Origin of the sequence: Baekduia sp. (genome assembly GCF_035996765.1) — a bacterium.
Taxonomy (GTDB): Bacteria; Actinomycetota; Thermoleophilia; order Solirubrobacterales; family Solirubrobacteraceae; genus Baekduia.
Map to the genome: position 1 here is coordinate 58,084 of NZ_DASYJG010000098.1, position 19,289 is coordinate 77,372.

24 protein-coding genes are annotated in these 19,289 nt (G+C 72.3%); 11 read left to right on the forward strand and 13 right to left on the reverse strand.

Going from position 1 to position 19,289, the window contains the following annotated elements; all coding sequences use genetic code 11:
- The first annotated feature begins 26 nt into the window (after positions 1-26).
- Positions 27-542: a GNAT family N-acetyltransferase gene (locus tag VGO10_RS20760; protein ID WP_327471912.1), complete on the forward strand. Its 516-nt coding sequence runs from the start codon at positions 27-29 to the stop codon at positions 540-542.
- 7 nt (positions 543-549) lie between these two features.
- On the opposite strand, the gene VGO10_RS20765 is transcribed toward VGO10_RS20760, so the two are convergent.
- The gene (locus tag VGO10_RS20765; protein ID WP_327471913.1) at positions 550-1,209 is read right to left on the reverse strand and encodes a hypothetical protein; all 660 of its coding nucleotides are present in this window, start codon (positions 1,207-1,209) and stop codon (positions 550-552) included.
- 38 nt (positions 1,210-1,247) lie between these two features.
- Here VGO10_RS20765 and VGO10_RS20770 point away from each other — a divergent pair, with 38 nt between their 5' ends.
- Together VGO10_RS20770 and VGO10_RS20775 are read left to right on the forward strand one after the other, a co-directional pair.
- Positions 1,248-1,592: a hypothetical protein gene (locus VGO10_RS20770; RefSeq protein ID WP_327471914.1), complete on the forward strand. Its 345-nt coding sequence runs from the start codon at positions 1,248-1,250 to the stop codon at positions 1,590-1,592.
- Between the two features lie 31 nt (positions 1,593-1,623).
- The gene (locus VGO10_RS20775) at positions 1,624-2,616 is read left to right on the forward strand and encodes a flippase-like domain-containing protein (protein ID WP_327471915.1); all 993 of its coding nucleotides are present in this window, start codon (positions 1,624-1,626) and stop codon (positions 2,614-2,616) included.
- 17 nt (positions 2,617-2,633) lie between these two features.
- On the opposite strand, the gene VGO10_RS20780 is transcribed toward VGO10_RS20775, so the two are convergent.
- Both VGO10_RS20780 and VGO10_RS20785 read right to left on the reverse strand, forming a co-directional pair.
- Positions 2,634-3,044 (reverse strand): type II toxin-antitoxin system VapC family toxin, encoded by a 411-nt coding sequence (locus VGO10_RS20780; protein ID WP_327471916.1) that lies wholly within the window; start codon positions 3,042-3,044, stop codon positions 2,634-2,636.
- A gap of 5 nt (positions 3,045-3,049) precedes the next feature.
- The gene (locus VGO10_RS20785) at positions 3,050-3,319 is read right to left on the reverse strand and encodes a type II toxin-antitoxin system prevent-host-death family antitoxin (RefSeq protein ID WP_327471917.1); all 270 of its coding nucleotides are present in this window, start codon (positions 3,317-3,319) and stop codon (positions 3,050-3,052) included.
- Positions 3,320-3,408: 89 nt separating this feature from the next.
- Here VGO10_RS20785 and VGO10_RS20790 point away from each other — a divergent pair, with 89 nt between their 5' ends.
- Genes VGO10_RS20790 through VGO10_RS20800 form a run of 3 tightly spaced genes read left to right on the forward strand, consistent with a single transcriptional unit; the run spans position 3,409 to position 6,660 of the window.
- Positions 3,409-5,370 (forward strand): acyl-CoA dehydrogenase, encoded by a 1,962-nt coding sequence (locus VGO10_RS20790; protein ID WP_327471918.1) that lies wholly within the window; start codon positions 3,409-3,411, stop codon positions 5,368-5,370.
- Positions 5,371-5,388: 18 nt separating this feature from the next.
- The gene (locus VGO10_RS20795; protein ID WP_327471919.1) at positions 5,389-6,180 is read left to right on the forward strand and encodes a fused MFS/spermidine synthase; all 792 of its coding nucleotides are present in this window, start codon (positions 5,389-5,391) and stop codon (positions 6,178-6,180) included.
- A gap of 30 nt (positions 6,181-6,210) precedes the next feature.
- Complete coding sequence (locus VGO10_RS20800; RefSeq protein ID WP_327471920.1) at positions 6,211-6,660, forward strand: DUF488 domain-containing protein; 450 nt, start codon at positions 6,211-6,213, stop codon at positions 6,658-6,660.
- Positions 6,661-6,662: 2 nt separating this feature from the next.
- On the opposite strand, the gene VGO10_RS20805 is transcribed toward VGO10_RS20800, so the two are convergent.
- The 5 genes from VGO10_RS20805 to VGO10_RS20825 all read right to left on the reverse strand — a co-directional run bounded on the left by VGO10_RS20805 (position 6,663) and on the right by VGO10_RS20825 (position 12,677).
- The gene (locus VGO10_RS20805; protein WP_327471921.1) at positions 6,663-7,229 is read right to left on the reverse strand and encodes a TetR-like C-terminal domain-containing protein; all 567 of its coding nucleotides are present in this window, start codon (positions 7,227-7,229) and stop codon (positions 6,663-6,665) included.
- A 5-nt stretch (positions 7,230-7,234) separates the two neighbouring features.
- On the reverse strand, positions 7,235-7,906 hold the full coding sequence (locus VGO10_RS20810) for an MBL fold metallo-hydrolase (RefSeq protein WP_327471922.1): 672 nt from the start codon (positions 7,904-7,906) through the stop codon (positions 7,235-7,237).
- Positions 7,907-7,931: 25 nt separating this feature from the next.
- On the reverse strand, positions 7,932-8,666 hold the full coding sequence (locus tag VGO10_RS20815; RefSeq protein WP_327471923.1) for an acyl-ACP thioesterase domain-containing protein: 735 nt from the start codon (positions 8,664-8,666) through the stop codon (positions 7,932-7,934).
- Between the two features lie 11 nt (positions 8,667-8,677).
- Positions 8,678-11,668: a choice-of-anchor D domain-containing protein gene (locus VGO10_RS20820; RefSeq protein ID WP_327471924.1), complete on the reverse strand. Its 2,991-nt coding sequence runs from the start codon at positions 11,666-11,668 to the stop codon at positions 8,678-8,680.
- Between the two features lie 85 nt (positions 11,669-11,753).
- Entirely contained in the window at positions 11,754-12,677 is a 924-nt protein-coding gene (locus VGO10_RS20825) for a DMT family transporter (protein WP_327471925.1), read from the reverse strand.
- A 35-nt stretch (positions 12,678-12,712) separates the two neighbouring features.
- Between VGO10_RS20825 and VGO10_RS20830 the strand changes: the two genes are divergently transcribed.
- Genes VGO10_RS20830 through VGO10_RS20840 form a run of 3 tightly spaced genes read left to right on the forward strand, consistent with a single transcriptional unit; the run spans position 12,713 to position 14,747 of the window.
- Positions 12,713-13,756 carry an LLM class flavin-dependent oxidoreductase gene (locus VGO10_RS20830; RefSeq protein ID WP_327471926.1) on the forward strand — a complete coding sequence of 348 codons (1,044 nt, stop codon included), beginning with the start codon at positions 12,713-12,715 and terminating at the stop codon, positions 13,754-13,756.
- Positions 13,753-14,433: an AzlC family ABC transporter permease gene (locus tag VGO10_RS20835; RefSeq protein ID WP_327471927.1), complete on the forward strand. Its 681-nt coding sequence runs from the start codon at positions 13,753-13,755 to the stop codon at positions 14,431-14,433. The genes VGO10_RS20830 and VGO10_RS20835 overlap by 4 nt, the downstream gene beginning before the upstream one ends.
- Positions 14,430-14,747 carry an AzlD domain-containing protein gene (locus tag VGO10_RS20840; RefSeq protein WP_327471928.1) on the forward strand — a complete coding sequence of 106 codons (318 nt, stop codon included), beginning with the start codon at positions 14,430-14,432 and terminating at the stop codon, positions 14,745-14,747. Before VGO10_RS20835 ends, VGO10_RS20840 begins: the two co-directional genes overlap by 4 nt.
- On the opposite strand, the gene VGO10_RS20845 is transcribed toward VGO10_RS20840, so the two are convergent.
- A complete protein-coding gene (locus VGO10_RS20845; RefSeq protein WP_327471929.1) occupies positions 14,744-15,229 on the reverse strand; it encodes a VOC family protein in 486 nt (161 codons plus the stop codon). The genes VGO10_RS20840 and VGO10_RS20845 overlap by 4 nt on opposite strands.
- Complete coding sequence (locus tag VGO10_RS20850) at positions 15,198-16,154, reverse strand: DMT family transporter (protein ID WP_327471930.1); 957 nt, start codon at positions 16,152-16,154, stop codon at positions 15,198-15,200. Before VGO10_RS20850 ends, VGO10_RS20845 begins: the two co-directional genes overlap by 32 nt.
- Before the next feature lie 76 nt (positions 16,155-16,230).
- On the opposite strand from VGO10_RS20850, the gene VGO10_RS20855 reads away from it, so the two are divergent.
- Entirely contained in the window at positions 16,231-17,208 is a 978-nt protein-coding gene (locus VGO10_RS20855) for a LysR family transcriptional regulator (protein WP_327471931.1), read from the forward strand.
- 9 nt (positions 17,209-17,217) lie between these two features.
- Positions 17,218-17,412, forward strand: a complete 195-nt coding sequence (locus VGO10_RS20860) for a hypothetical protein (RefSeq protein ID WP_327471932.1) — start codon at positions 17,218-17,220, stop codon at positions 17,410-17,412.
- Here VGO10_RS20860 and VGO10_RS20865 read toward each other — a convergent pair.
- The 3 genes from VGO10_RS20865 to VGO10_RS20875 are packed head-to-tail and all read right to left on the reverse strand — an operon-like array spanning position 17,409 to position 19,157.
- Positions 17,409-17,687 carry a hypothetical protein gene (locus VGO10_RS20865; RefSeq protein WP_327471933.1) on the reverse strand — a complete coding sequence of 93 codons (279 nt, stop codon included), beginning with the start codon at positions 17,685-17,687 and terminating at the stop codon, positions 17,409-17,411. The two genes, VGO10_RS20860 and VGO10_RS20865, sit on opposite strands and share 4 nt — an antisense overlap.
- Positions 17,684-17,905 carry an RNA-binding S4 domain-containing protein gene (locus VGO10_RS20870; RefSeq protein WP_327471934.1) on the reverse strand — a complete coding sequence of 74 codons (222 nt, stop codon included), beginning with the start codon at positions 17,903-17,905 and terminating at the stop codon, positions 17,684-17,686. Before VGO10_RS20870 ends, VGO10_RS20865 begins: the two co-directional genes overlap by 4 nt.
- A 7-nt stretch (positions 17,906-17,912) precedes the next feature.
- Positions 17,913-19,157, reverse strand: a complete 1,245-nt coding sequence (locus VGO10_RS20875; RefSeq protein ID WP_327471935.1) for a DEAD/DEAH box helicase — start codon at positions 19,155-19,157, stop codon at positions 17,913-17,915.
- Positions 19,158-19,289 lie beyond the last annotated feature (132 nt).

Here is a 19,289-nt window from a genome sequence, read left to right on the forward strand (position 1 = left end):
ACCGTCGTCGTCCTAGGATCGTCGGGATGGAGCCCGACGTCCGCCTGGTCGCCTTCAGCGGCGACCACCTCGCCGACTTCGCGCTGCTCGCGCAGGACGCAGAGGTCCGGCGCTTCACGCGCTTTCCGGATCCGCCGCGGCGCGATTTCCCACAGCGGTGGCTGGAGCGCTATGAGGAGGGCCGCCGCGACCGGACGCGCGAGGCGTTTGCCGTGCAGGACGGCGACGGGACGTTCCTGGGACTCGCGCTGGCCGTGGCGATCGACCGTGAGGCCGGCGAGGCAGAGCTCGGCTACACGGTCGCGCCGGCCGCTCGCGGGCGTGGCGTCGGCACCGCAGCGGTCGCCGCGCTGACGCGCTGGGCCTTTGACGAGCAGGAGCTTCAGCGCCTCACGCTGCTCATCGAGGTCGCCAACGTCGCGTCCACGCGGCTCGCCGAGCGTTGTGGCTACGTGCTGGAGGACGTGCGACGCAATGCCTACGTGAAAGCGGGCCCGCCCACCCGCCGCGGCGACACCGCTGTGTACGCGCGCCTGCGGTGACGGTGCGTCAGGAGCCGGCCAGCTTGGCCAGCGGTGCGCCCCAGGCCGCGAGGTCATCGGGCGGCGGGACCTTGTAACCGAGGTAAAGATCGACGCCGATGTCGCCCGTCGCCCACTTGGCGAAGCTCTCGGCGAAGCGCTCGGTGGCGCTCGCGCAGCCGCCCGAGTTCTGGCTGTCGCAGCCGTAGCCCTGCGGGATCGCCGCGTCGAGCTGGGTGTCCAGCGCCTCCGGCACGAGCGCGAAGTCCACGACGTGGCCGAGCTCGTGCAGGACGGTCCGGTCGATGCCGCGCTGCCCGTAGCGGCGCGAGACGATGCCGAGGTTGACGGAGACGTTGTAGCGATCACCGACCGACTGCGTGGTCCCGACCGTCCCCGCGGCGGTCTGGGCGATGTGGACGTCGACGAGGCCATCAATCGCGCCGATCAGCGCCTGGGCCTCGGGCCGCGCACGAGCGACGGCACTCAGGAACGCCTCGCGATCAGCCGGGGGGACGCCCGGATCGAACGTGAAGGTGGCGGCGCGCTCCTGCGCGCTGATCTGACCGACGGTCCGGCCGCCCGCGGTGGCCTGCGCCCGGCTGTGCACGCGCAGCACGAAGCCGCCGAGCGAGAGCACGAGGAGCACCGCCAGCGGCGTGATGAAGCTGCGTGATCGTTCCCCCACCTCCCCTGTATCGGCTGCGAGCGCGCTAGCTTGGAGGAGTGCCGCTGCGCGATGACGGCCCACACTTCGCCTACGCCCTCCATCCGCTGCCCCCCAACCGGGTCGGGTTGCGCCGTTGGCGCTGGGAGCTTTGGCACGGCGCAGCGCTCATCGCGGCGGGCTGGCGCCTCAGCCAGGAACACGCCGAGCGCGCGCTCTGCGCTGCGGCGTCGCGCCGCGGACATGCGCAGCTGGGGCTCCATCCGCTGCGCCCCGAACCCACGTCCGCGCCGGGCGGCCTCAGTGCCGGCGCCGCGGTGCGCGTCGACTGCGGCGCGTTTCAGTGCCTGCTGGTTCCACGCCTGCCCGGCGCCGCCGGCTGGACGCCGGCGATCGCGGTCTGAGCGCCGCCGCTCCCTCTAGGGTGGGCGAGTGATGCCGTCCCTGGCACGGCGCGCGGCGGCGCTCGCCCTCACCGCCCTGGTCCTCTACGGCGTCGCTCCAGCGATCGGCGAGGTGCTTGGCGCCTTCCCCAAGGTGGCCAACCTGAAGCCGTGGTGGCTGGTCGGGATGGTGCTGGCCGAAGCCGCGTCCTGCTGGTGTCTGTGGGAGCTGCAAGCGCTGTCGATCGGCACGCGCGACACGTTGGGCGTCGCGACATCGCAGCTGGCCGGCGGCGCCCTCGGACGGGTGATTCCGGGCGGTGCGGCGACCGCGGCGGCCACGCAGTACAACATGCTCAACGGCTCCGACGTGCCGCGCGCGTCGGTGGCGACAGGTCTTGCGGCCGCGACCGTTCTGCAGATCGCGGGGCTCTGCGTGCTGCCGGTGCTCGCGCTGCCGGCCGTCGTCTTCGGGTTGCGCGTGCCCCACACGCTCTTCGAGACGGGCGTGCTCGGCCTCGGCCTGTTTGCCGCGATGCTCGGCGTGGGTCTTGCCGCCGCGCGCAGCGAGCAGACCCTGCGCTGGGTCGGACGGGTCGTCGTCGGGGTCAGCGAGCGGCTGCCGGGCGATCGCGCGCTGTCGCCGACGTTGCCCGACCGCCTCGTCGTCCAGCGTGACGAGGTGACCGAGCGCCTCGGCGACCGCCTGCTCGTCGCCTGCGGCGCGGCGGTCGGCCGCTGGCTCTTCGACCTCCTGGCACTCGTCACGGCGATCATCGCCGTCGGCGCGCACCCGGCCTTCTCGTTGGTCCTGCTCGCCTACGTCGCGGCCCAGCTGCTGGCCCAGATCCCCCTGACGCCGGGCGGCATCGGCGTCGTCGAGGCAGGCCTGACGGCAACGCTCGCGCTCGCCGGCGTCCACGGCGGCGACGCGGCCGTCGCGACGCTCGCCTACCGCCTGGTCTCCTACTGGCTGATGCTGCCCGCCGGCCTGATCGCCTGGATCATCCACCGCCGGCGCCTGGCGCTGAGCGTGGCGTCCTAGCGGGGCACGATGCGCGGTCAGCTCGGCGCGACCGTGCGCAGACCGGCGAGTCTGGCAGCTGCAGCCTGGCGATCGTCGTAGGTCACCATGCCGTCGATCGGCCCCACGTCGAGGGCCGAGGCGATGTGGATCGCGTCGAGCGCACGCAGCACCGGCTCGGCAAACGCGCCGGCGGCCATGAGCACGGCCCGGTCGACCGGCACCAGGGCGAGCGCAGCGAGCATATCGCCGGCGCGTGCCAGGAGCAGGTCGGTCGACAGCGCCGGATCGTCGAAGGCCGCGCGATGCACGGCGCGGGGCACTTCGGTCAGCACCAGCTCGCTGGAGACGAGATCGGCGCCGTCGAGGAAGAGGTGAAGCGCCGCGCTTTCGTCCTCCTCGCGGACGAGCTTCACCAGCGCGGACGCGTCGAGGTAGAAGAGTGACAACGCGCTCAGCGGTCGCCGCGGATCTCATCCAGTGCTCGGCTCAGCGCGCGCGAGTCGCCATCCAGGGCCAGCGGCGCAGGAAGCCCACGGCGGGTGGGACGCGAGACGCGCCCGTCGGCGATGAGCCGGTCGAGCGCGTCGCCCGTGCTCGGTGGCGGGCCCAGCTCTGCGACCGGCCGGTTGCGTTCGGTGACGATCAGGCGTTCGCCCCGCTCCACGAGCCGCAGGTAGCGGCTGAGGTTCTGGCGCAACTCGGCAACTCCGACCGTCGTCATGTACATGAAAGTAGCAGAAGCGCGATGGGCCACTAGGTGGTCCATCGACGCACATGGGAACGGCTGCCGCGGGGAATCCTCGTGGCTCTATGACCGCCACGACCGCTTCGTCTGTCCCCGAGTCCGTTCCGACGGTCGATCTCGCAGCGCTGCGCACGCTGCTCGACGGCGAGCACGCCGAGATCCGCGACCGCTGCCGCGCGTGGTTGAGCGAGCCGGAGAACGCGCCACGGCCGGATCTGCCGCTCGAGGAGCATCGTGCGCAGGTGCTCGGCTGGGCCCGGGAGCTGGCCGATGCTGGAGAGACCGCGCGTGGCTTTCCGGAGGAGTTCGGTGGGCGCGGCCAGGTTGGCGGCGCGATTGCCGGCTTCGAGACGCTGGGCTTCGGCGACCTGTCGCTGCTGGTCAAGTGCGGCGTGCAGTTCGGCCTCTTCGGTGGCGCGGTGCTGCACCTCGGCACGCGCAAGCACCACGAGTCCTACCTGAGCGACATCACATCGCTAAGGCTCCCTGGCTGCTTTGCGATGACCGAGACCGGCCACGGCTCCAACGTTCAGCAGCTCGGCACCACGGCGACCTACGACGCGGCCACAAGCGAGTTCCTCATCTCGACCCCGGACGACGCCGCACGCAAGGACTACATCGGCAACGCCGCGCGCGACGGCCGCATGGCCGCGGTCTTCGCTCAGCTGATCGTGGGTGGCGAGCCGCGCGGCGTCCATGCGCTGCTGGTGCCCCTGCGCGATGACGACAACAACGTCCTGCCCGGGATCCGGATCGAGGACTGCGGCGCCAAGCTCGGCCTCGACGGTGTCGACAACGGGCGGATCTGGTTCGACGACGTGCGCGTGCCGCGCGACAACCTGCTCGACCGCTACGCCACGGTCAGCGAGAACGGCGTGTACGAGAGCGCCATCGAGAACCCCACCAAGCGGTTCTTCACCATGTTGGGCACGCTGATCCAGGGGCGCGTCAGCGTCTGCGGCGCCTCGATCAGCGCGACGAAGGTCGCCCTGGCGATCGCCGTCGGTCACGCCGAGTCGCGGCGGCAGTTCGGCCCGCCGGGGGAAGACGAGGTCGTGTTGATGGACTACCGCACCCACCAGCGGCGGCTGCTGCCCGCACTGGCCAAGGTGTATGCCTTGCACTTCGCCCAGGAGGACGTCGTCGCGCGGCTGCATCGCGTCTTCACCTCTGACGAGGACCTCGACCGCGAGCGGCGCGAGCTCGAGACGCTGGCCGCCGGCCTCAAGGCGGTCGCGACCTGGCACGCGACCGCGACGATCCAGGAGTGCCGCGAGGCCTGCGGCGGCATGGGCTACCTGAAGGGCAACCGCTTCGCCGCGCTGAAGGCCGACACCGACGTCTTCACCACGTTCGAGGGCGACAACACCGTGTTGCTGCAGCTCGCCGCCAAGAACCTGCTGACCGACTTCCGCGACCAGCTGGGCGAGCTCGACCCGTTGGGCACCGCCAGCTTCTTCGCCGGTCAGGTCTTCGAGACCGTCGCCGAGCGCAGCGCGATGCGCGAGGTGCTCACGCGTCTGGCCGACGATCTGCTGCCAGGCCGCGACGACCAGGAGGACCTCGCCAGCCGCGAGGTCCAGCTCGAGCTGCTGCGCTGGCGCTCCAACCACATCAGGTCGGGCGTCGCGCGCCGGCTGAAGGGCGGCATCGACGGCGGTCGCGAGCCGTTCGCGGTCCTGCTCGACTGCCAGGACCACCTCATCGCCGCCGCTCGCGCCTATGTCGACTGCTTCGTCCTGGAGTCCTTTGCCGTCGCGATCGATCGCTGCCCGGACCCGGGCGCGCGCATGCTGCTCGACCGTGTGTGCGACTTGTACGCCTTGAGCACGATCGAGGCCGACCGCGGCTGGTTCCAAGAGCATGGGCGCCTCTCCTCGACGCGCTCCAAGGCCGTCATCAAGGCGGTCAACACGCTCTGCGCGACGCTGCGACCGCACGCGACCGGGCTGGTCGAGGCGTTCGGGATTCCGGAGACGTCGCTGGGCGATGCGGCAGCGGTTGCAGGTGCAGCGCCTCGCGCATAGCGGCTAGGTTCCGCCGGGATGGCCCGTCGCCGCTCCGGCCCCGAGATCCTCGCCGAGACTGGCGACTTGATTGTGCAGCGCGATGGGCAGCGGCCGACGGGGCGGCTGCTGCGCCAGGGTGAGATGGATGCGTCGTACATCGACCTCGCCGATCCGCGCCATCTGGAGTTCGACTACCTGCGGCGGATGCGAGACGTGGTGGAGGCGCTGCGGGCGCGGCGGATCGTGCACGTCGGCGGCGCCGGGTGCGCGCTGGCGCGGTCGCTGGCGGCGACCGATCGCACCCGGACGCGCCGCCAGGAGGTCATCGAGGTCGATGCCGATGTCGTCGAGCTCGCGCGCGAGCACCTCGGGCTGCGCAAGCTGCCGGGGCTGAAGATCCGGATCGCCGACGGGCGCGCGCATGTCGCGGGCCGCGAAGACGCCTCGGCCGACGCGCTGCTGATCGACGCGTTCATCGGCGCGCGCGTGCCGCGCCATCTCGCCACCAGCGCCGCGCTGGCCGATGCGGCACGGGTCGTCGCGCCCGGCGGCGCGTTGGCCATCAACGTGGTCGACACGCCGCCGATGGACGACGTCCGCGCGATCGCCGCCGGCCTACGCGAGCACTTCGCCACCGTCGCCGCGCTGGGCGCCGGACCGGTGCTCCGAGGTCGACGACAGGGCAACGTCGTCCTGATCGCCGGCCACGGGCCGCTGCCGCTAGAACGGTTGCGCGTGCGCGCGGCGGCCGACGCGGAACCTGCCGCCCTGGCCGGTGCGGAGGAGCTCGAGCTGCTCTGCCGCTCGACCGCGTCGTGGCAGGATTGATCGCGGCGCTGGCGGGCAGCATCCGACCTGATGGCCAACTCCCCCACGATCTGGACGGTCGGCTACGAGCGCCTCCTCCCACCCGAGTTGATCGCCGAGCTGAAGGTGGCCGGCGTGCCGCGGCTCATCGACGTGCGCTTCCGCCCCCAGTCCCGGCGCCCGGGCATGTCCAAGACCCGGCTGGGCGACGCGCTGCGCGAGCACGGCATCGCCTACGAGCATCGCCGCGAGCTCGGAACGCCGGCCGACATCCGCTGGTTCTACAAGCACAACCAGATCGCCGAGGGCGCGGCGCAGTTCTCCACCTACATCGAGGAGGCCTCCTCGGAGGCGCTCGACACGCTGGCCGCCGAGATCACCGGCGGCGGGCCGCCGACGGCGCTCATGTGCCTCGAAGCCGATCCCGCGGAGTGCCACCGCCGGATCGTCACCGAGCGCCTCGCGGTCCGGATCCCCGGCCTGCGGGTGATCGACCTGTAGGTCTAGTCCGCGCGCCCGACGCCCACGGCCAGGGCGGCGATGAGGTGCTGGAAGGATGTGTCGAGGTCGACCTTGATGCCGAAGCCGCCGGCGGCCTCCAGCGAGGCAAAGCCGTGGATGGCTGACCGGATCGCGCGCAGCGCGTGCAGCGTCTGCTCGTCGTCGAGCGACCAGCGGCGCAACACCCCGCGCATGACCTCGAGAACAGCGGCGCCCGCAGCCTGGTGCTCGGCGTCGTCGGGCGCCGGCGCGGCGATCGCGCCCGCCGCATAGCGACCCGGATGCGCCAGGACGTAGGCGCGGTAGGCCTGTGCCGTGGCCTGCAGGCCGTCGGCGCCCGAGCGGCCGATGGCAGCCTCGCGCAGCGTCGCGGCCAACTCGCCGAGGCCGAGCAGCGCGACGCCCCGCAGCAGGCCATCGCGGCCGGCGACGTGGTTGTAGAGCGACGGCGGCTTGACGCCCAGCGCGGCGGCGACGCGGGCGAGCGTGACGGCCTCCAGGCCCTCGGCGTCGGCGATCTCCGCCGCCGCCGCCACGACGACGTCATGGTCCAACCCGGCACGCGGCATGCGGCTCAGCCCACGCGCGCGATCGCGGCGTCCATCGCCGCTCCGGGCGCCTCGACGAGCTTCCCGTGGCCGGGCGCCAGGCGCGCCGGGTCCAGCGCCCGCAGGATCCGCGCGCTCTCGAGGTCGATCTCCGGGCTCCACGTGCCCATCCGGACCAGCGGAAAGCGCGGGTTGGCCTTGGCGCTGCTGGCCACCCCGCCGAGGGTCGAGTAGACGTCGCCGCAGTAGAGCGTGCGGTCGCGCGGGTCGAGCAGCGCGATGTGGCCGGGCGTGTGGCCCGGCGTCGCGACGACCTCCAGCGAGCCGATGCGATCGCCGTGCTGCACCGTCCGCGACGGCACCGTCTCGGCGCCCGGATAGCTGCCGCTGAGCTTGCGCTCCGGCTCGCCCGGGTCCAAGGACATGTCCTTGTGCAGCAGCCGCGCGTCGCGCGTCGAGATGATGACCTCGGCCTCCGGCAGCGCCGCCGCCAGCTCGTCCAGCGCGCCGATGTGGTCGCCGTGGGCGTGCGTGAGGACGATGCGGACGATCGGCGCGCCGAGGCCGTCAGCTGCGGCGAGGATCTTCTTGCCGGCGCCCTTCATGGTGGTGTCGATCAGCGTCAAGCCATCGTCCTCTTCGACGAGCCAGGCGTTGACGAAGCCGAAGCGGGTGAAGCGATGCGGGGAGTTGGGCATAGCCATAAAGCTAATGCCCGTAGTTTCATCTGTCAAGCAGGAACGACGCGTGGACCGCTCCGTCCCCGGCCACGACCCAGCGCTGCGCGCCGGAGCGCAGGACGGCGTGCTCGCCGGGCTGGGCCGGCGTCCGGAACTCGAGCTCGACGTCGATCGCCGACGGCTCGGCGTCGCCGGTGAGCAGCTCGTCCTCCAGCACCGCCCAATAGGCGGCGTTGTTGATGTGGTCGGCGACGTCGAGCTCGGTGCTGCGAAAGCGCCACGGCCGCGACGTCGCATCCTCCGCCGGCGCCGGATGGCGCAGCCGCGCCTTGATCTCCCGCCCGGCGGCCGACGCGCTGTAGAGCTCCAGCTCCTCGGGCGCGAACGGCGCCGGCCGCAGGCTCGCCGGATCGAGGTGGACCCACAGGGCCACGGCCTCGACCAGAGCACCGCCGGGCGTCGTCACGGTCGTGCGCCGTTGCGCCCACATCCGCCCGATGCCACTGCAGAACGTCGCGACGCTCGCCGTCTCCCCGAAGCGCGGGAACTGCGTCACCGCCAGCCGCGTGCGGCGCACGACCCAGAGCGCGGCCTCGCCGAGGCCGGCGTCGACCACGTCGGCCAGCGCGACATCCTGCAGCCAGCGCGCAAGCGCATCGAGGCGGACGCGGCCGCTCGGCGCCGTATCGGCCAGCCCGACGGTGACGGACTGCTCGAAGCGGCGCCCAGCGCCCGGATGGGCGACGATCTCGTCGAAGTCGGCGGCAGAGGCGCTCACGCGCCGCCAAGTTACCGCCCGCGGACGAGCACGAGCGACCCCGTGCCGGGCCAGACCCGTTCGCTGCCCGGGAAGTGCGCCACGATCTGCAGGCGCGTCCACCGCCGCGCCGCCTTCGGGAGCACCATGGTGATGGTGTAGGTCGCGTGGCCGCGCAGGCGCAGGCTCGCGCTGGACGTCACGGTCCTGCGGCCGGCCCGTGCGGAGAGCTGCACGCTCAGCGGCCCGACGGCAGCGGCGGTCACCCGGCCACGGATCACGAGCTTGCGCCCGTCGCGCGACAGCTGCGCCTTGGTCACCGACAGCGCGGGGCGCAGCTTCTCGACGATCAGCTCGGGGCGGCTGAGCGCCGTGACCTCGGGGCCCAACCCCGGCGGCATCGGCGCGACATCAGGAACCGGCGGGACGGGGCCGACGACGGGCGGCGGCTCCGGCTCCGGCTCCGGCTCCTGCGTTGCGGGCATCTGACCGGTCCCGGTCACCGCGATCTCGTGCACGCCGCTGCCGTCACCGGCGTTGATGATCCACTTGTCGCTGACCGCTCCGGCGTCGGTGGGCGTGAAGCTGATGCGCAGCGTCCGGCTCTCACCGGCGGGGATGGACGTGCCCTCGTCCAGCGGGTCGAGCACGGTGAAGCGCGCGTTGGTCGGTGGCTTGGACTTCGTGACGTTCATGGGGCTGTCGCCCGTGTTGCTCATGGTGACCGCCACCGTCTTGCTCTCACCGATGGTGACCGTGCCGAAGTCCCAGCCGCCGGCAGGCGTCAGCGTCAGCTTCGGCCCGAGGCCCGCGATGCCCGACAGGCCGACGGTCTTCTCGCCCGCCGTCGTGTCGAGGACCAGGTCATCGCTGAACTCCCCCACCACCGTCGGCTGGTAGTGGACGGTGACGTTGATCGCCTCCCCCGGGCCGATCACGGTCCCCGCAGCCAGCGTGTCGTCGACCGAGAACGGCGCACCCGGCAGCGTGATGGCGGTGACCGTGAGCGGCTGACCACCGCCGTTGCCGAACGTCACGACCGATGCCTGCGAGTCGCCGACGACCGCACCGCCGAAGGAGACGATCGGCGGCGACGCGGTCAGGACCGCGGCCTGCGCCTGGCCCGTGGCGGTCAGGCTGAAGCTGAAGGGCCCCTTGTCGGTGTCGACGGTCAGCATGCCGCCCGCCGAGCCTGGAGCGGTCGGGGTGAAGTCGACCGGGATCGTGATCGTGTCGCCGTTGACCAACGTTGCGGGGACGGCCGGCGTCGGCGTGCCCACCACGAACGGCGAGGACGAGGCGACGATGGAGTTGACCTTCACCGTGCCGCTGATCGTCAGCTTGACGTTGACGGTGCTCGTGGTGCCCACCGTGGTGAGCGGGAAGGTCGTCGAGGGGCCAGAGACCTGGGCCTCGACCGGCGCCCCGTAGGCCTGGATGTGGCCGTCGCGCGTCCCGACGTAGATGCGCCCGTCGCCGACGCCGGGCATCGCGAACTTCGTCGCCTGCCCGATCGGCCACGAGTGGCGCAGGTTGAGGTGGCCGTTGCGCGGGACCGCGTCATAAGCGCGCAGCTGGGCACCGGCGCCGCCGCCATCGGGCGACCACACGATCCACAGCACGGCCGAGCCCGAGGTCGTGCCGTCAGAGGTGATCACCGGCGCGCTGGAGCCGAAGCCGAACGCGTCATCGGACTGGACCGGCGCGTCGAGCGACGGGACGCCCGCGGCCGAGACGCGGTAGCGATAGAGCTTGAGATAGCCCGACGAGCCGCTCGGGCTGGGGTTCTCCCCGCCGCTCGGCGACGCCGTCGGGATGGCGATCCATCCGCCGTCGCCGGGCCAGATGCCCGGCCGTGACCACACGCCGCCGTACGGGCCGACGCGACTGACGACACGATCGCCGCGGCCATCGCCGGTGCCGATCCCGCCGAGGTCGTCGCGATTGAGCAGGTAGACATAGCCGGCCTTGCCCACGGCCACCCCGAGATGCGGGAACTGCGAGGTGCCAAACGAGTCCCGCAGGGCCGTGACCCCGCCCGAGGCGAAGTCGGCGTCGTAATCGTCGAGGTGCGCCGCGTCAGACGGCGCGAAGAAGTCCATGGGCTTCAGCGTGCCGTCGGTCTGGACGTCCAGCCGCACGATCGACTCGCCGTACATGCCGTTGCCCGGTGCGGCCAGTGGCGGGGTCGGCGAGCCGCCGTTGCCGGTCGAGAGGAAGATCCGCCCGGGGCCGTCGGACATCAGCCCGGCGCCGGACTGCCAGATGCCCGCGCCGTTGCCGCTGGCGACCGCGCTCCAGCGCGCGGTGATGTCGCCGCTCGTGTTCACCCCGAAGACCCAGCCCTGGTAGGGCGTGAAGTCGCAGTGCCCGCCGAAGCCGGCGTAGACGACGCCGTCAAGCAGCAGCAGGCCGGGACGCTGCAGCTCCTGGGTCGCGTCGAAGCTGATGCCGGGCGCGTTCTGGGCCGTGCCGGTCAGCTTCCGCGGGAAGCCGCTGCGCTGCTCGCCGGTGGCGACGTCGAGCGCGTCGACGTAGTAGGCGGCGGGTCCCGAGGTGCCCGAGTCATAGGTCTTGTGGGTGAGGTAGACGGTGTTGGTGGCCGTGTCGATGACCGGCGTCGCCGTCACGCCCAGGTCGGGGTTGAGGTCACCGCACCCGATCAGGTTGGCCGGGTAGGACGGGCCGAGGTTGACCGACCAGTTCTTGTCGCCGGTCTCGGCGTCAAAGCTGGAGACCTCGTTGCGCTCGGTGGCGACGATCACGCTCTTCTTGTTGACGCCGGTGTCCACCACCAGCGGCTGGGCGTAGACCTGGCCGTCGACCGGCGCGTCCCAGAGCTTGCCGAAGTTGCTGCCAGCGACCGCGTCGGGCGACAGCTTGGGCTGGTCGCCGTACCAGCCGTCGCGCAGATCGCCGCCGCTGTTGGTGATGCCCGCCGCGCTCGCGCCCACGCTTGTCGAGCCCAGCGCTCCCACAACGATCGCCGCAGCGCAGAGCGCACGAGCGGTTCGGCGCAGCATGAAACGTCCGTGTCTCGGGGGCTGACCCATCGATCCCATGGTGGCGGATCGCGGGCGCCTGCGGCTACACCGATGGCCAGGGTGGTCAGAGCCGGCCGGGAGCCGGCGAGCGACGCGCAAGCCGTCGGGCAAGGCCGGGCGGCAGACGGCCGTCGGTCGACAGCCACGAGCCGGCGAGGATCAGCAGCAGCCCCGCCACCGCGCCCACGCCGGGGTGCTCGTCAAGGACCGCGACGCCGAGCGCGACGGCGACGATCGGCGAGATGTAGGTGATGACCGTGGCGCGCCCGGGACCGACCTCGCCGATCAGCGCGCCGAAGAGGACGAAGGCGGCGGCCGTGCAGAAGAGGCCGAGGACGACGATCGACAGGATCGCGTCCGTGCTCGGCGTGTGCGACGGCGGCGCCAGCAGCGCGGCCGGGGTCAGCAGGACGGTGGCGATGCTCAGCGCCACCGCCATCAGCGCGCGCGGGTCGAGCCCGACGAGGCGCTGGTTGATGATCATCGGCCCGATCGCGTAGCCGACGGCGGCCAGCAGGATCATCAGCGCACCCAGCAGCGCGCTGCTGTCGGCCGACACGTCCAGGCCGACGAGCGCGACGACCCCGGCGAAGCCGATCACCAGGCCGACGGCGCGACGGCCGGTGACGCGCTCGGAGGGGTCGAAGCGGATCGCCAGCAGCGCGACGATCATCGGCACGGCGGCGATGAGGATCGCGGCCAGCGACGACGCCACGTGGCGCTCGCCGGCGGCGATCAACGGGAACGGGCCGCAGATCTCGACGACGGCGTAGAGCAGGAACCAGCCCCGGTAGGACCGCCGCAGCGCGGGCGCTAGCACGCCGGCACGCTGGCTGAGCGCCAGCAGCACGATCGCCGCCATCAGCACTCGCACCCAGGCGAGGAAGACCGGCGGGACGCCGTCATCGACGGCGACCTTGATGAACAGGTACGGAATCCCCCAGAGGATCGACACGGCCGCGAAGGCGGTCCAGGCACGGGCGCTCATCTGCCTGTCGATCGTACGCTGCTAGCGTCGGGCTCATGCTCCGGCTCAGCGTGCTCGATCAGTCCCCGATCAGCGAGGGGTCGACGGGGTCGCAGGCGCTGCACGACACGATCGACCTCGCGCGGCTGACCGACCGCCTCGGCTACCACCGCTACTGGGTCGCCGAGCATCACGGCGGCACGATGCTCGCCGGGCCCAGCCCCGAGGTGCTGGTCGGCCCGATCGCCGCCAACACGCAGCGCATCCGCGTCGGCAGCGGCGGCGTGATGCTCCCCCACTACAGCCCGCTGAAGGTCGCAGAAAGCTTCAGCGTCCTGGCCGGACTGTTCCCGGAGCGCATCGATCTTGGCCTGGGGCGCGCGGCGGGCACCGACCCGCTGACGACCTACGCCTTGCAGCGCGACCGCCGCTCGGCCGCGCCCAACGACTTCCCCGATCAGCTCGTGGAACTGCTCGCCTACCTGAACGGGACGTTCCCCGAGGGCCATCGCTTCGCGCGCCTGGCCGAGCTTCCCGGACGGCCGGAGACGCCGGAGCCGTGGTTGTTGGGGTCCTCGCCGCAGAGCGCGATCTGGGCGGCCGAGCTCGGCCTCCCGTATGCGTTCGCGGACTTCATCAGCCCCGAGGGCGCGGCGATCGCCGCCAGCTACCAGGCGGCCTTCCAGCACTCCGAGCGCCACATGGCGCCACAGACGGCGGTGGCGGCGTGGGTGCTCGCCGCCGACAGCGAGGAAGAAGCGCGGTTGCTGGCGACCTCGGCGCGGATGGCCTTCAAGATGCTCCAGCGCGGGCGGCTGATCGCGGTGCCGCCGCCGGAGAAGGCGGTGCGTTTCCTGGAGTCCGAGGGCGAGCGGATCGACGCGCCACCGCGCGGGCGACGGACGATCGTGGGCGCGATCGACAAGGTCCGCGCGCAGCTCGAGCAGCTCGCCGCCGACTATCGAGCCGACGAGGTCATCGCCGTCACGATCACCTACGACCACGCGGCGCGGCGACGATCCTACGAGCTGTTGGCCGACGCGTTCGATCTCCCGGGTGCGCCGGTGGTCGGCGGCGCGGCCGGCGCCGCTGATCGGTGAGGGTCTCCCCCGTCGCGGTCGCCGGTGCCCGTCAGGCGATCCCCTTCGCCGCGGCCGGCCTGGTCGTCTCGCTCTCCTTCGGGATCTCGGCCCGCGCCGCCGGGCTGCCGGCGCTGGCGACGATCGCGATGTCGGTCCTCGTCTACGCCGGCTCGGCGCAGTTCGCGGCGGTCGCGATCCTCGGCCAGGGCGGCTCGGTCTCCGCGGCCGTGCTGGCGGCCGTCCTGATGAACGCGCGCTACATCGCCATGGGGCTGGCGATCGGGCCGTCGCTGAAGGGCGGCCGGGTGCGCCGGGCGCTGGAGGGCCAGGCGGTGGTCGACGCGTCATGGGCCATGGCCAATCGCGGGGACGGGCGCTTTGACCGCCACACGCTCTTCGGCTCCTCGGCCCTGCAGTACCTGACCTGGCAGACCGGGACGATCATCGGCGTGGTAGCCGGCGGGGCGCTGCCCAACCCCGAGGCGCTGGGCGTCGACGCGGTCTTCCCCGCGTTCTTCTTGGCCTTGCTCGTGGGCGAGCTGCGTGACGCCGAAGCGGCCGCGGCGGCGATCGGCGGCGCGATCGTCGCGGTCGTCGGCGGCCTGCTCGCCCCGCCCGGCATCGGGATCCTGGCCGCATCGGCGATCGCGCTGGTCGGCGTCCGCCGGCCACGCACGGCGGCGGTGCGCGCATGAGCGCCGGCGAGCGCGCGTGGCTGACGGTCGCGCTCTGCGCGATCACGACGTTCGCGATCCGCGCCTTCGGGCCGTTCGCCGTCGGCACGCGCGAGCTGCATCCGCGCACCACGCGGGTGCTCTCCCTGCTGCCCGCGGCCCTGCTGGCGGCGCTGGTCGTGACCGAGACCGTCATCGTCGACGGCAAGCTCGACATCGACGCCCGACTCGTCGGCGTCGCCACCGCGGGCCTCCTGCTCTGGCGCGGCGCCTCGGTGATCTGGGTCGTCATCGGGGCGGCCGCCGTGACGGCCGCCCTGCGCCTGGCCTTCTAGCTGGCCGGCACGCCGTCGGCGGCGCGCCGCAGCTCCGCGACGTCGATCTTGCCCATCTTGAGCATCGCCGCCATCGCGCGACGAGCGCGCTCGGGGTCGTCGTCGTTGAAGACCTCGTCCATGCCGGTCGGCACGACCTGCCAGGAGACGCCGAACTTGTCCTTCAGCCAGCCGCACGGACCTTCGGAGCCGCCGTCGGCCGAGAGCAACGACCAGTAGCGGTCGACCTCCTCCTGGTCGGCGCAGTCGATCTGGAACGAGATGGCCTCGTCGAAGGTGAACTGCGGGCCGCCGTTGATGCCGACGAAGCGCTGGCCGTCGAGCTCGAACTCGACGGTCATCACCATGCCCGCCTCACGCGGGGCGTCCTCGGGGTAACGCGTCACGCCGAGCACGCGCGAGTTCGGGAAGACCGAGAGGTAGAACGCCGCCGCCTCCTCGGACTCGGTGTCAAACCACAGGCTGGGGATGATCTTGGGCATATCCCACAGACGGGCCGGCGCTTACGAACTCATCGCCACCGGTCTGTCGGCGACCGTGCCCGGCCTGCACGGTGACCGCCGCCGCGAGCACCAGCGCCCCGCCGGCCAGCTGCGCGGGGCCGAGCGACGTGCCGAAAGCGACGAAGGCCAGCACCACGGTGACCACCGGCTCGAGCGTCGAGAGGATCGAGGCCGTCGAGGGCCCGACGCGGGCGAGTCCGGCGAAGAAGAGGCCGACGGCGCCGACGGTTGACACCAGCGCGATCGCGGCGATCCAGCCCAGCCCCGCGGTGCTCAGGGAGCCAAGGTCCAGGCCGCCGCCGGCAAGCCCGACGAACGTGAGCGTCCCCGCGGCGCCGGTGCAGACCAGGGTGCTCAGGGCGAGCGGACCGACGCGCGCGGTGACGCCATCGGAGATCAAGATGTAGGCGCTGTAGACGACGGCGGCGCCGAGGCCGAGCGCCGTGCCCAGCGGATCGAGCGCACCGCCTGCCGCACCCGCCAGGACGAGGACGATGCCCGCGCTCGAGAGCGCCAGCGCGACGGCGGTCCGGCCGCTGGCCCGCTCGCGCCCGAGGACGATGGCGGCCACGGTCACCATCACCGGGAACGTGTAGAGCAGCAGCCCGAGCAGCGCTGGATCGATGCGCCGCAGCGCGGCGAAGTATCCGCCGGCCTGCGCGCTGTAGCCGACGGCGCCGAGGGCCAGCGCGGCGCCGACGTCGCGCCGTGGCAACGCGCGCAGCTCGTGCAGCCGTCCCGTGGCCAGCACCACCAGCCAGAGCACCGCGGCGGCGAGCCCGAACCGGACCGCCAGCAGCGTCTCGACGGTCGCGCCCGCATCGTAGGCGAGCTTGCCGAAGACGCCCATGGCACCGAAGCCGGCGGCGGAGGCGAGGCAGAAGAGCGCTCCGGTACGTCGCATGGCAGCGATCCTGCCGCTTAGGACAGGGTAGAAGCGATGCCGATTCGTGACGATCAATCAGTAGCATCGCTGGACGATGCTCGACCTTCGCCGCCTGCGCCTGCTGCGCGAGCTGCATGCTCGCGGCACCATCGCCGCCGTGGCCGACGCCCTGCAGTACACGCCGTCGGCCGTCTCGCAGCAACTCGCGGTGCTCGAGCGCGAGGCCGGCCGTCCATTGCTCGAGCGCGCCGGCCGCGGCGTCCGGCTGACCGACGACGCGCTCATCCTGGTCGGCCATGCCGAGGCGCTGCTGGAGCGCGCCGAGCTCGCCGAGGCCGAGCTTGCCGCCGGCGCCGGCCGGGTCGCGGGGCGCGCGCGGATCGCGTCGTTTCAGTCGATGGCGCTGCGCCTGGCGGTGCCGGCGATGCAGCAGTTGGCCGTCGCGGCGCCCGAGCTGCGCTGCGAGCTCATCGAGGCCGAGCCCGAGCAGTCGCTCCCGGCGCTGGTGCTCGGCGACGTCGACCTCGTGCTGGCCGACGAGTGGCAGCACCAGCCACGAGCGCGGACGCCGGGCGTGCAGCGCGAGGACCTCTGCCGCGACCCGGTCGCGCTGGCGCTGCCCGCCGACCATCCGGCCGCGCTGCGCCATCGCCACACTGTCCCGCTGGCCGAGCTGGCCGACGCCGCGTGGGTCACCGGCCATCCCGACGCCGGCTGGGACGCGGTGACGGTGCGGACCTGTCGCGAGCTCGGGGGTTTTGACCCCGACATCCGGCATCGCACCAACGACAGCGTCATCAGCCTCGCATTGGTCGCCGCCGGCCAGGCCCTGACGCTGATGCCACGCCTGGTGGGCGTCGACGGTCATCCGGGCATCGCCGTACGCGCCATCGCCGAGGGCGCCGTGGACCGGACCATCTTCATGGCCACGCGCGCCGCCGACGCCCAACGGCCGTCGGTGCAGGCGCTGCGCAACGCCATCCGCGACCGCGCGGACGGGCTACCCGACCTTCCGGCCAGCCGTCAGGGATTCGATCGCCGATCTGCACGGCAGGGCCGTCGACCGGAGTAGCCTCGGGCCATGAGCCCGATCCCCGGAGAGCCGCTCGATCCCAAGCCCCAGGAGCTCACGACGAGCGACGGGAAGAAGTTCAAGATCAAGGCGCCCGGTCTTCCGAGACCGATCAAGCCCGGCCGGACCGAGGAGCGCGGCAGCGAAGAGCCACCGCGCGACGATCCGCGGCCGCCGCTGAATCCGAACCACGCCGGGCTCTAGGTCGTCGGCGGGTCCGGCTGCTGCTCGGGCTCGCTCGCGCCGCCGTCGTCGTGTTTGCGCGTGACGCGCTCGGCCTCATCGCCGTCGAACATCGTGCGTCCGACCGCTGCGGTGTAGAGCACCAACGCCACCAACAACGCCACGACCGCCGGCGCGCCGAGCAACAGCACTGCGACGAACGCGACGACGGCCACCGCGATGTTGAAGGGCTTGCTCGCCGCGTTGACGGCCAGCGAGACAGCGACCTCCTCACGCGTCGGCGGGCGGTCGCTCACGCCGGGCCCGCCACGAGCCGCAGCTCCTGCGCGCCCGCGCGCACGATGTCGCCGGGATGCAACTGCCGCCCACGACGATCCTCGCGCTCGCCGTTGATGTACACCTCGACCGCGCTCAGATAGTCCTTGACCTCGCCGCCCCCGTCGACGAGGTCGACGAGCTTGAGCAGCTGGCCGAGGCGGATCATGTCCCCGCGGATGGCGACGTCCTGAGCCATCGCCGACCTACCGGCCCGAATAGCGTCCCGAGGTCGAGCCCGAGCCGCTGCGCGACCGCGGACGGCGCTTGCGCGCGCCGGTGGTGCGCGGCGCGCCACCCTGGGACGACGGCTTGGCGCCGCCGTGGACGGAGCGCAGCAGGCCGCTCTGGCCGAACTGGTCGAGGATGCCAAGCTGGCTGGCCATCTTCTGCACGTCACCTGCCTGCTCGGTGCCGACGAACGTGACGCCCTCACCCGTGCGGCCCGCGCGGCCGGTGCGGCCGACGCGGTGGGTGTAGGTGTCGCCGTCCTCGGGGGGATCGAAGTTGATGACGTGCGAGATGTCGCGAACGTCGATGCCGCGGGCGGCGACGTCGGTGGCGATCAGCGTGTCGACCTCACCGCGCTCGAACTGGTCCAGCGCGCGCTCGCGCTGACGCTGTGACTTGTCGCCGTGCATGGCCACGGCCTTGACGCCCTCCTTGGCCAGGCGCTTGACCAGCCGGTCGGCGCCGTGCTTGGTGCGGACGAAGACGAGCGCGAGGTCGCGATCGGCGCGCAGCTCGCGGACCAGCAGCGTCAGGCGGTCGTCGCGCTCGACCGCGATGAAGCGGTGGGCGATCGCCTCGATCGTCGTGACGTCGGGCTCGATCGCGTGCTCGGCCGGGTTGGTGGTGTACTCGCGGGCGATGCGCCCGGCGTCGCCGTCCAGCGTCGCGGAGAGGAAGACGGTCTGGCGCTCACGCGGGCACTTGGCCACGATGCGGTCGACGGCTGGGCGGAAGCCCATGTCGAGCATGCGGTCGGCCTCGTCGAGCACGAGGAAGTTGACGTTCTTGAGCTTCAGCTTGCCGCGCTGCAGCAGATCCTCGAGGCGGCCCGGGGTCGCGACGACGATGTGCGAGTTGACCGCATCGCGCTCCTGCTTGGTGATGCCGACGCCGCCGTAGACCGTGGTGATCTTCAGCGCGCGGGCGTGAGCCAGCGGGTAGAGCTCGTCGACGATCTGCGAGGCGAGCTCGCGCGTCGGGGCCAGCACGAGGGCCGACGGGCGGCCGTAGCTGTTGGCGTCGATGCGGTCGAGCATCGGGACGCCGAAGGCCAGCGTCTTGCCCGACCCGGTCGGGGACTTCGCGAGGACGTCACGGCCCTCGAGGATGTCGCCGATGATCAGGTTCTGGATGGCGAACGGCTCGGTGAAGCCGCGCTTGGCCAGCGCGGCGGACACGGCCTTGGACACGCCGAGATCGGCGAAGGTCTTCGATGACATTGGGAACTCCAGTGCGGCACTGAGGGCCGCGGACGATTCGGGGAGACTGCCGACCCGAACCGCACTCTGGCGGGACCCAAGCGAGCTGCCTCGCGCACGACAGAGGTGTCGTACGCCCCATAGAGGCTAGCA

Coding starts and splice junctions, on each gene's coding strand:
- VGO10_RS20760 (WP_327471912.1), top strand. CDS start 27: ATGGAGCCCGACGTCCGCCTGGTCGCCTTCAGCGGCGACCACCTCGCC.
- VGO10_RS20775 (WP_327471915.1), top strand. CDS start 1,624: ATGCCGTCCCTGGCACGGCGCGCGGCGGCGCTCGCCCTCACCGCCCTG.
- VGO10_RS20785 (WP_327471917.1), bottom strand. CDS start 3,319: ATGACGACGGTCGGAGTTGCCGAGTTGCGCCAGAACCTCAGCCGCTAC.
- VGO10_RS20790 (WP_327471918.1), top strand. CDS start 3,409: ATGACCGCCACGACCGCTTCGTCTGTCCCCGAGTCCGTTCCGACGGTC.
- VGO10_RS20795 (WP_327471919.1), top strand. CDS start 5,389: ATGGCCCGTCGCCGCTCCGGCCCCGAGATCCTCGCCGAGACTGGCGAC.
- VGO10_RS20800 (WP_327471920.1), top strand. CDS start 6,211: ATGGCCAACTCCCCCACGATCTGGACGGTCGGCTACGAGCGCCTCCTC.
- VGO10_RS20805 (WP_327471921.1), bottom strand. CDS start 7,229: ATGCCGCGTGCCGGGTTGGACCATGACGTCGTCGTGGCGGCGGCGGCG.
- VGO10_RS20810 (WP_327471922.1), bottom strand. CDS start 7,906: ATGCCCAACTCCCCGCATCGCTTCACCCGCTTCGGCTTCGTCAACGCC.
- VGO10_RS20820 (WP_327471924.1), bottom strand. CDS start 11,668: ATGCTGCGCCGAACCGCTCGTGCGCTCTGCGCTGCGGCGATCGTTGTG.
- VGO10_RS20825 (WP_327471925.1), bottom strand. CDS start 12,677: ATGAGCGCCCGTGCCTGGACCGCCTTCGCGGCCGTGTCGATCCTCTGG.
- VGO10_RS20830 (WP_327471926.1), top strand. CDS start 12,713: ATGCTCCGGCTCAGCGTGCTCGATCAGTCCCCGATCAGCGAGGGGTCG.
- VGO10_RS20840 (WP_327471928.1), top strand. CDS start 14,430: ATGAGCGCCGGCGAGCGCGCGTGGCTGACGGTCGCGCTCTGCGCGATC.
- VGO10_RS20845 (WP_327471929.1), bottom strand. CDS start 15,229: ATGCCCAAGATCATCCCCAGCCTGTGGTTTGACACCGAGTCCGAGGAG.
- VGO10_RS20850 (WP_327471930.1), bottom strand. CDS start 16,154: ATGCGACGTACCGGAGCGCTCTTCTGCCTCGCCTCCGCCGCCGGCTTC.
- VGO10_RS20855 (WP_327471931.1), top strand. CDS start 16,231: ATGCTCGACCTTCGCCGCCTGCGCCTGCTGCGCGAGCTGCATGCTCGC.
- VGO10_RS20860 (WP_327471932.1), top strand. CDS start 17,218: ATGAGCCCGATCCCCGGAGAGCCGCTCGATCCCAAGCCCCAGGAGCTC.
- VGO10_RS20870 (WP_327471934.1), bottom strand. CDS start 17,905: ATGGCTCAGGACGTCGCCATCCGCGGGGACATGATCCGCCTCGGCCAG.
- VGO10_RS20875 (WP_327471935.1), bottom strand. CDS start 19,157: ATGTCATCGAAGACCTTCGCCGATCTCGGCGTGTCCAAGGCCGTGTCC.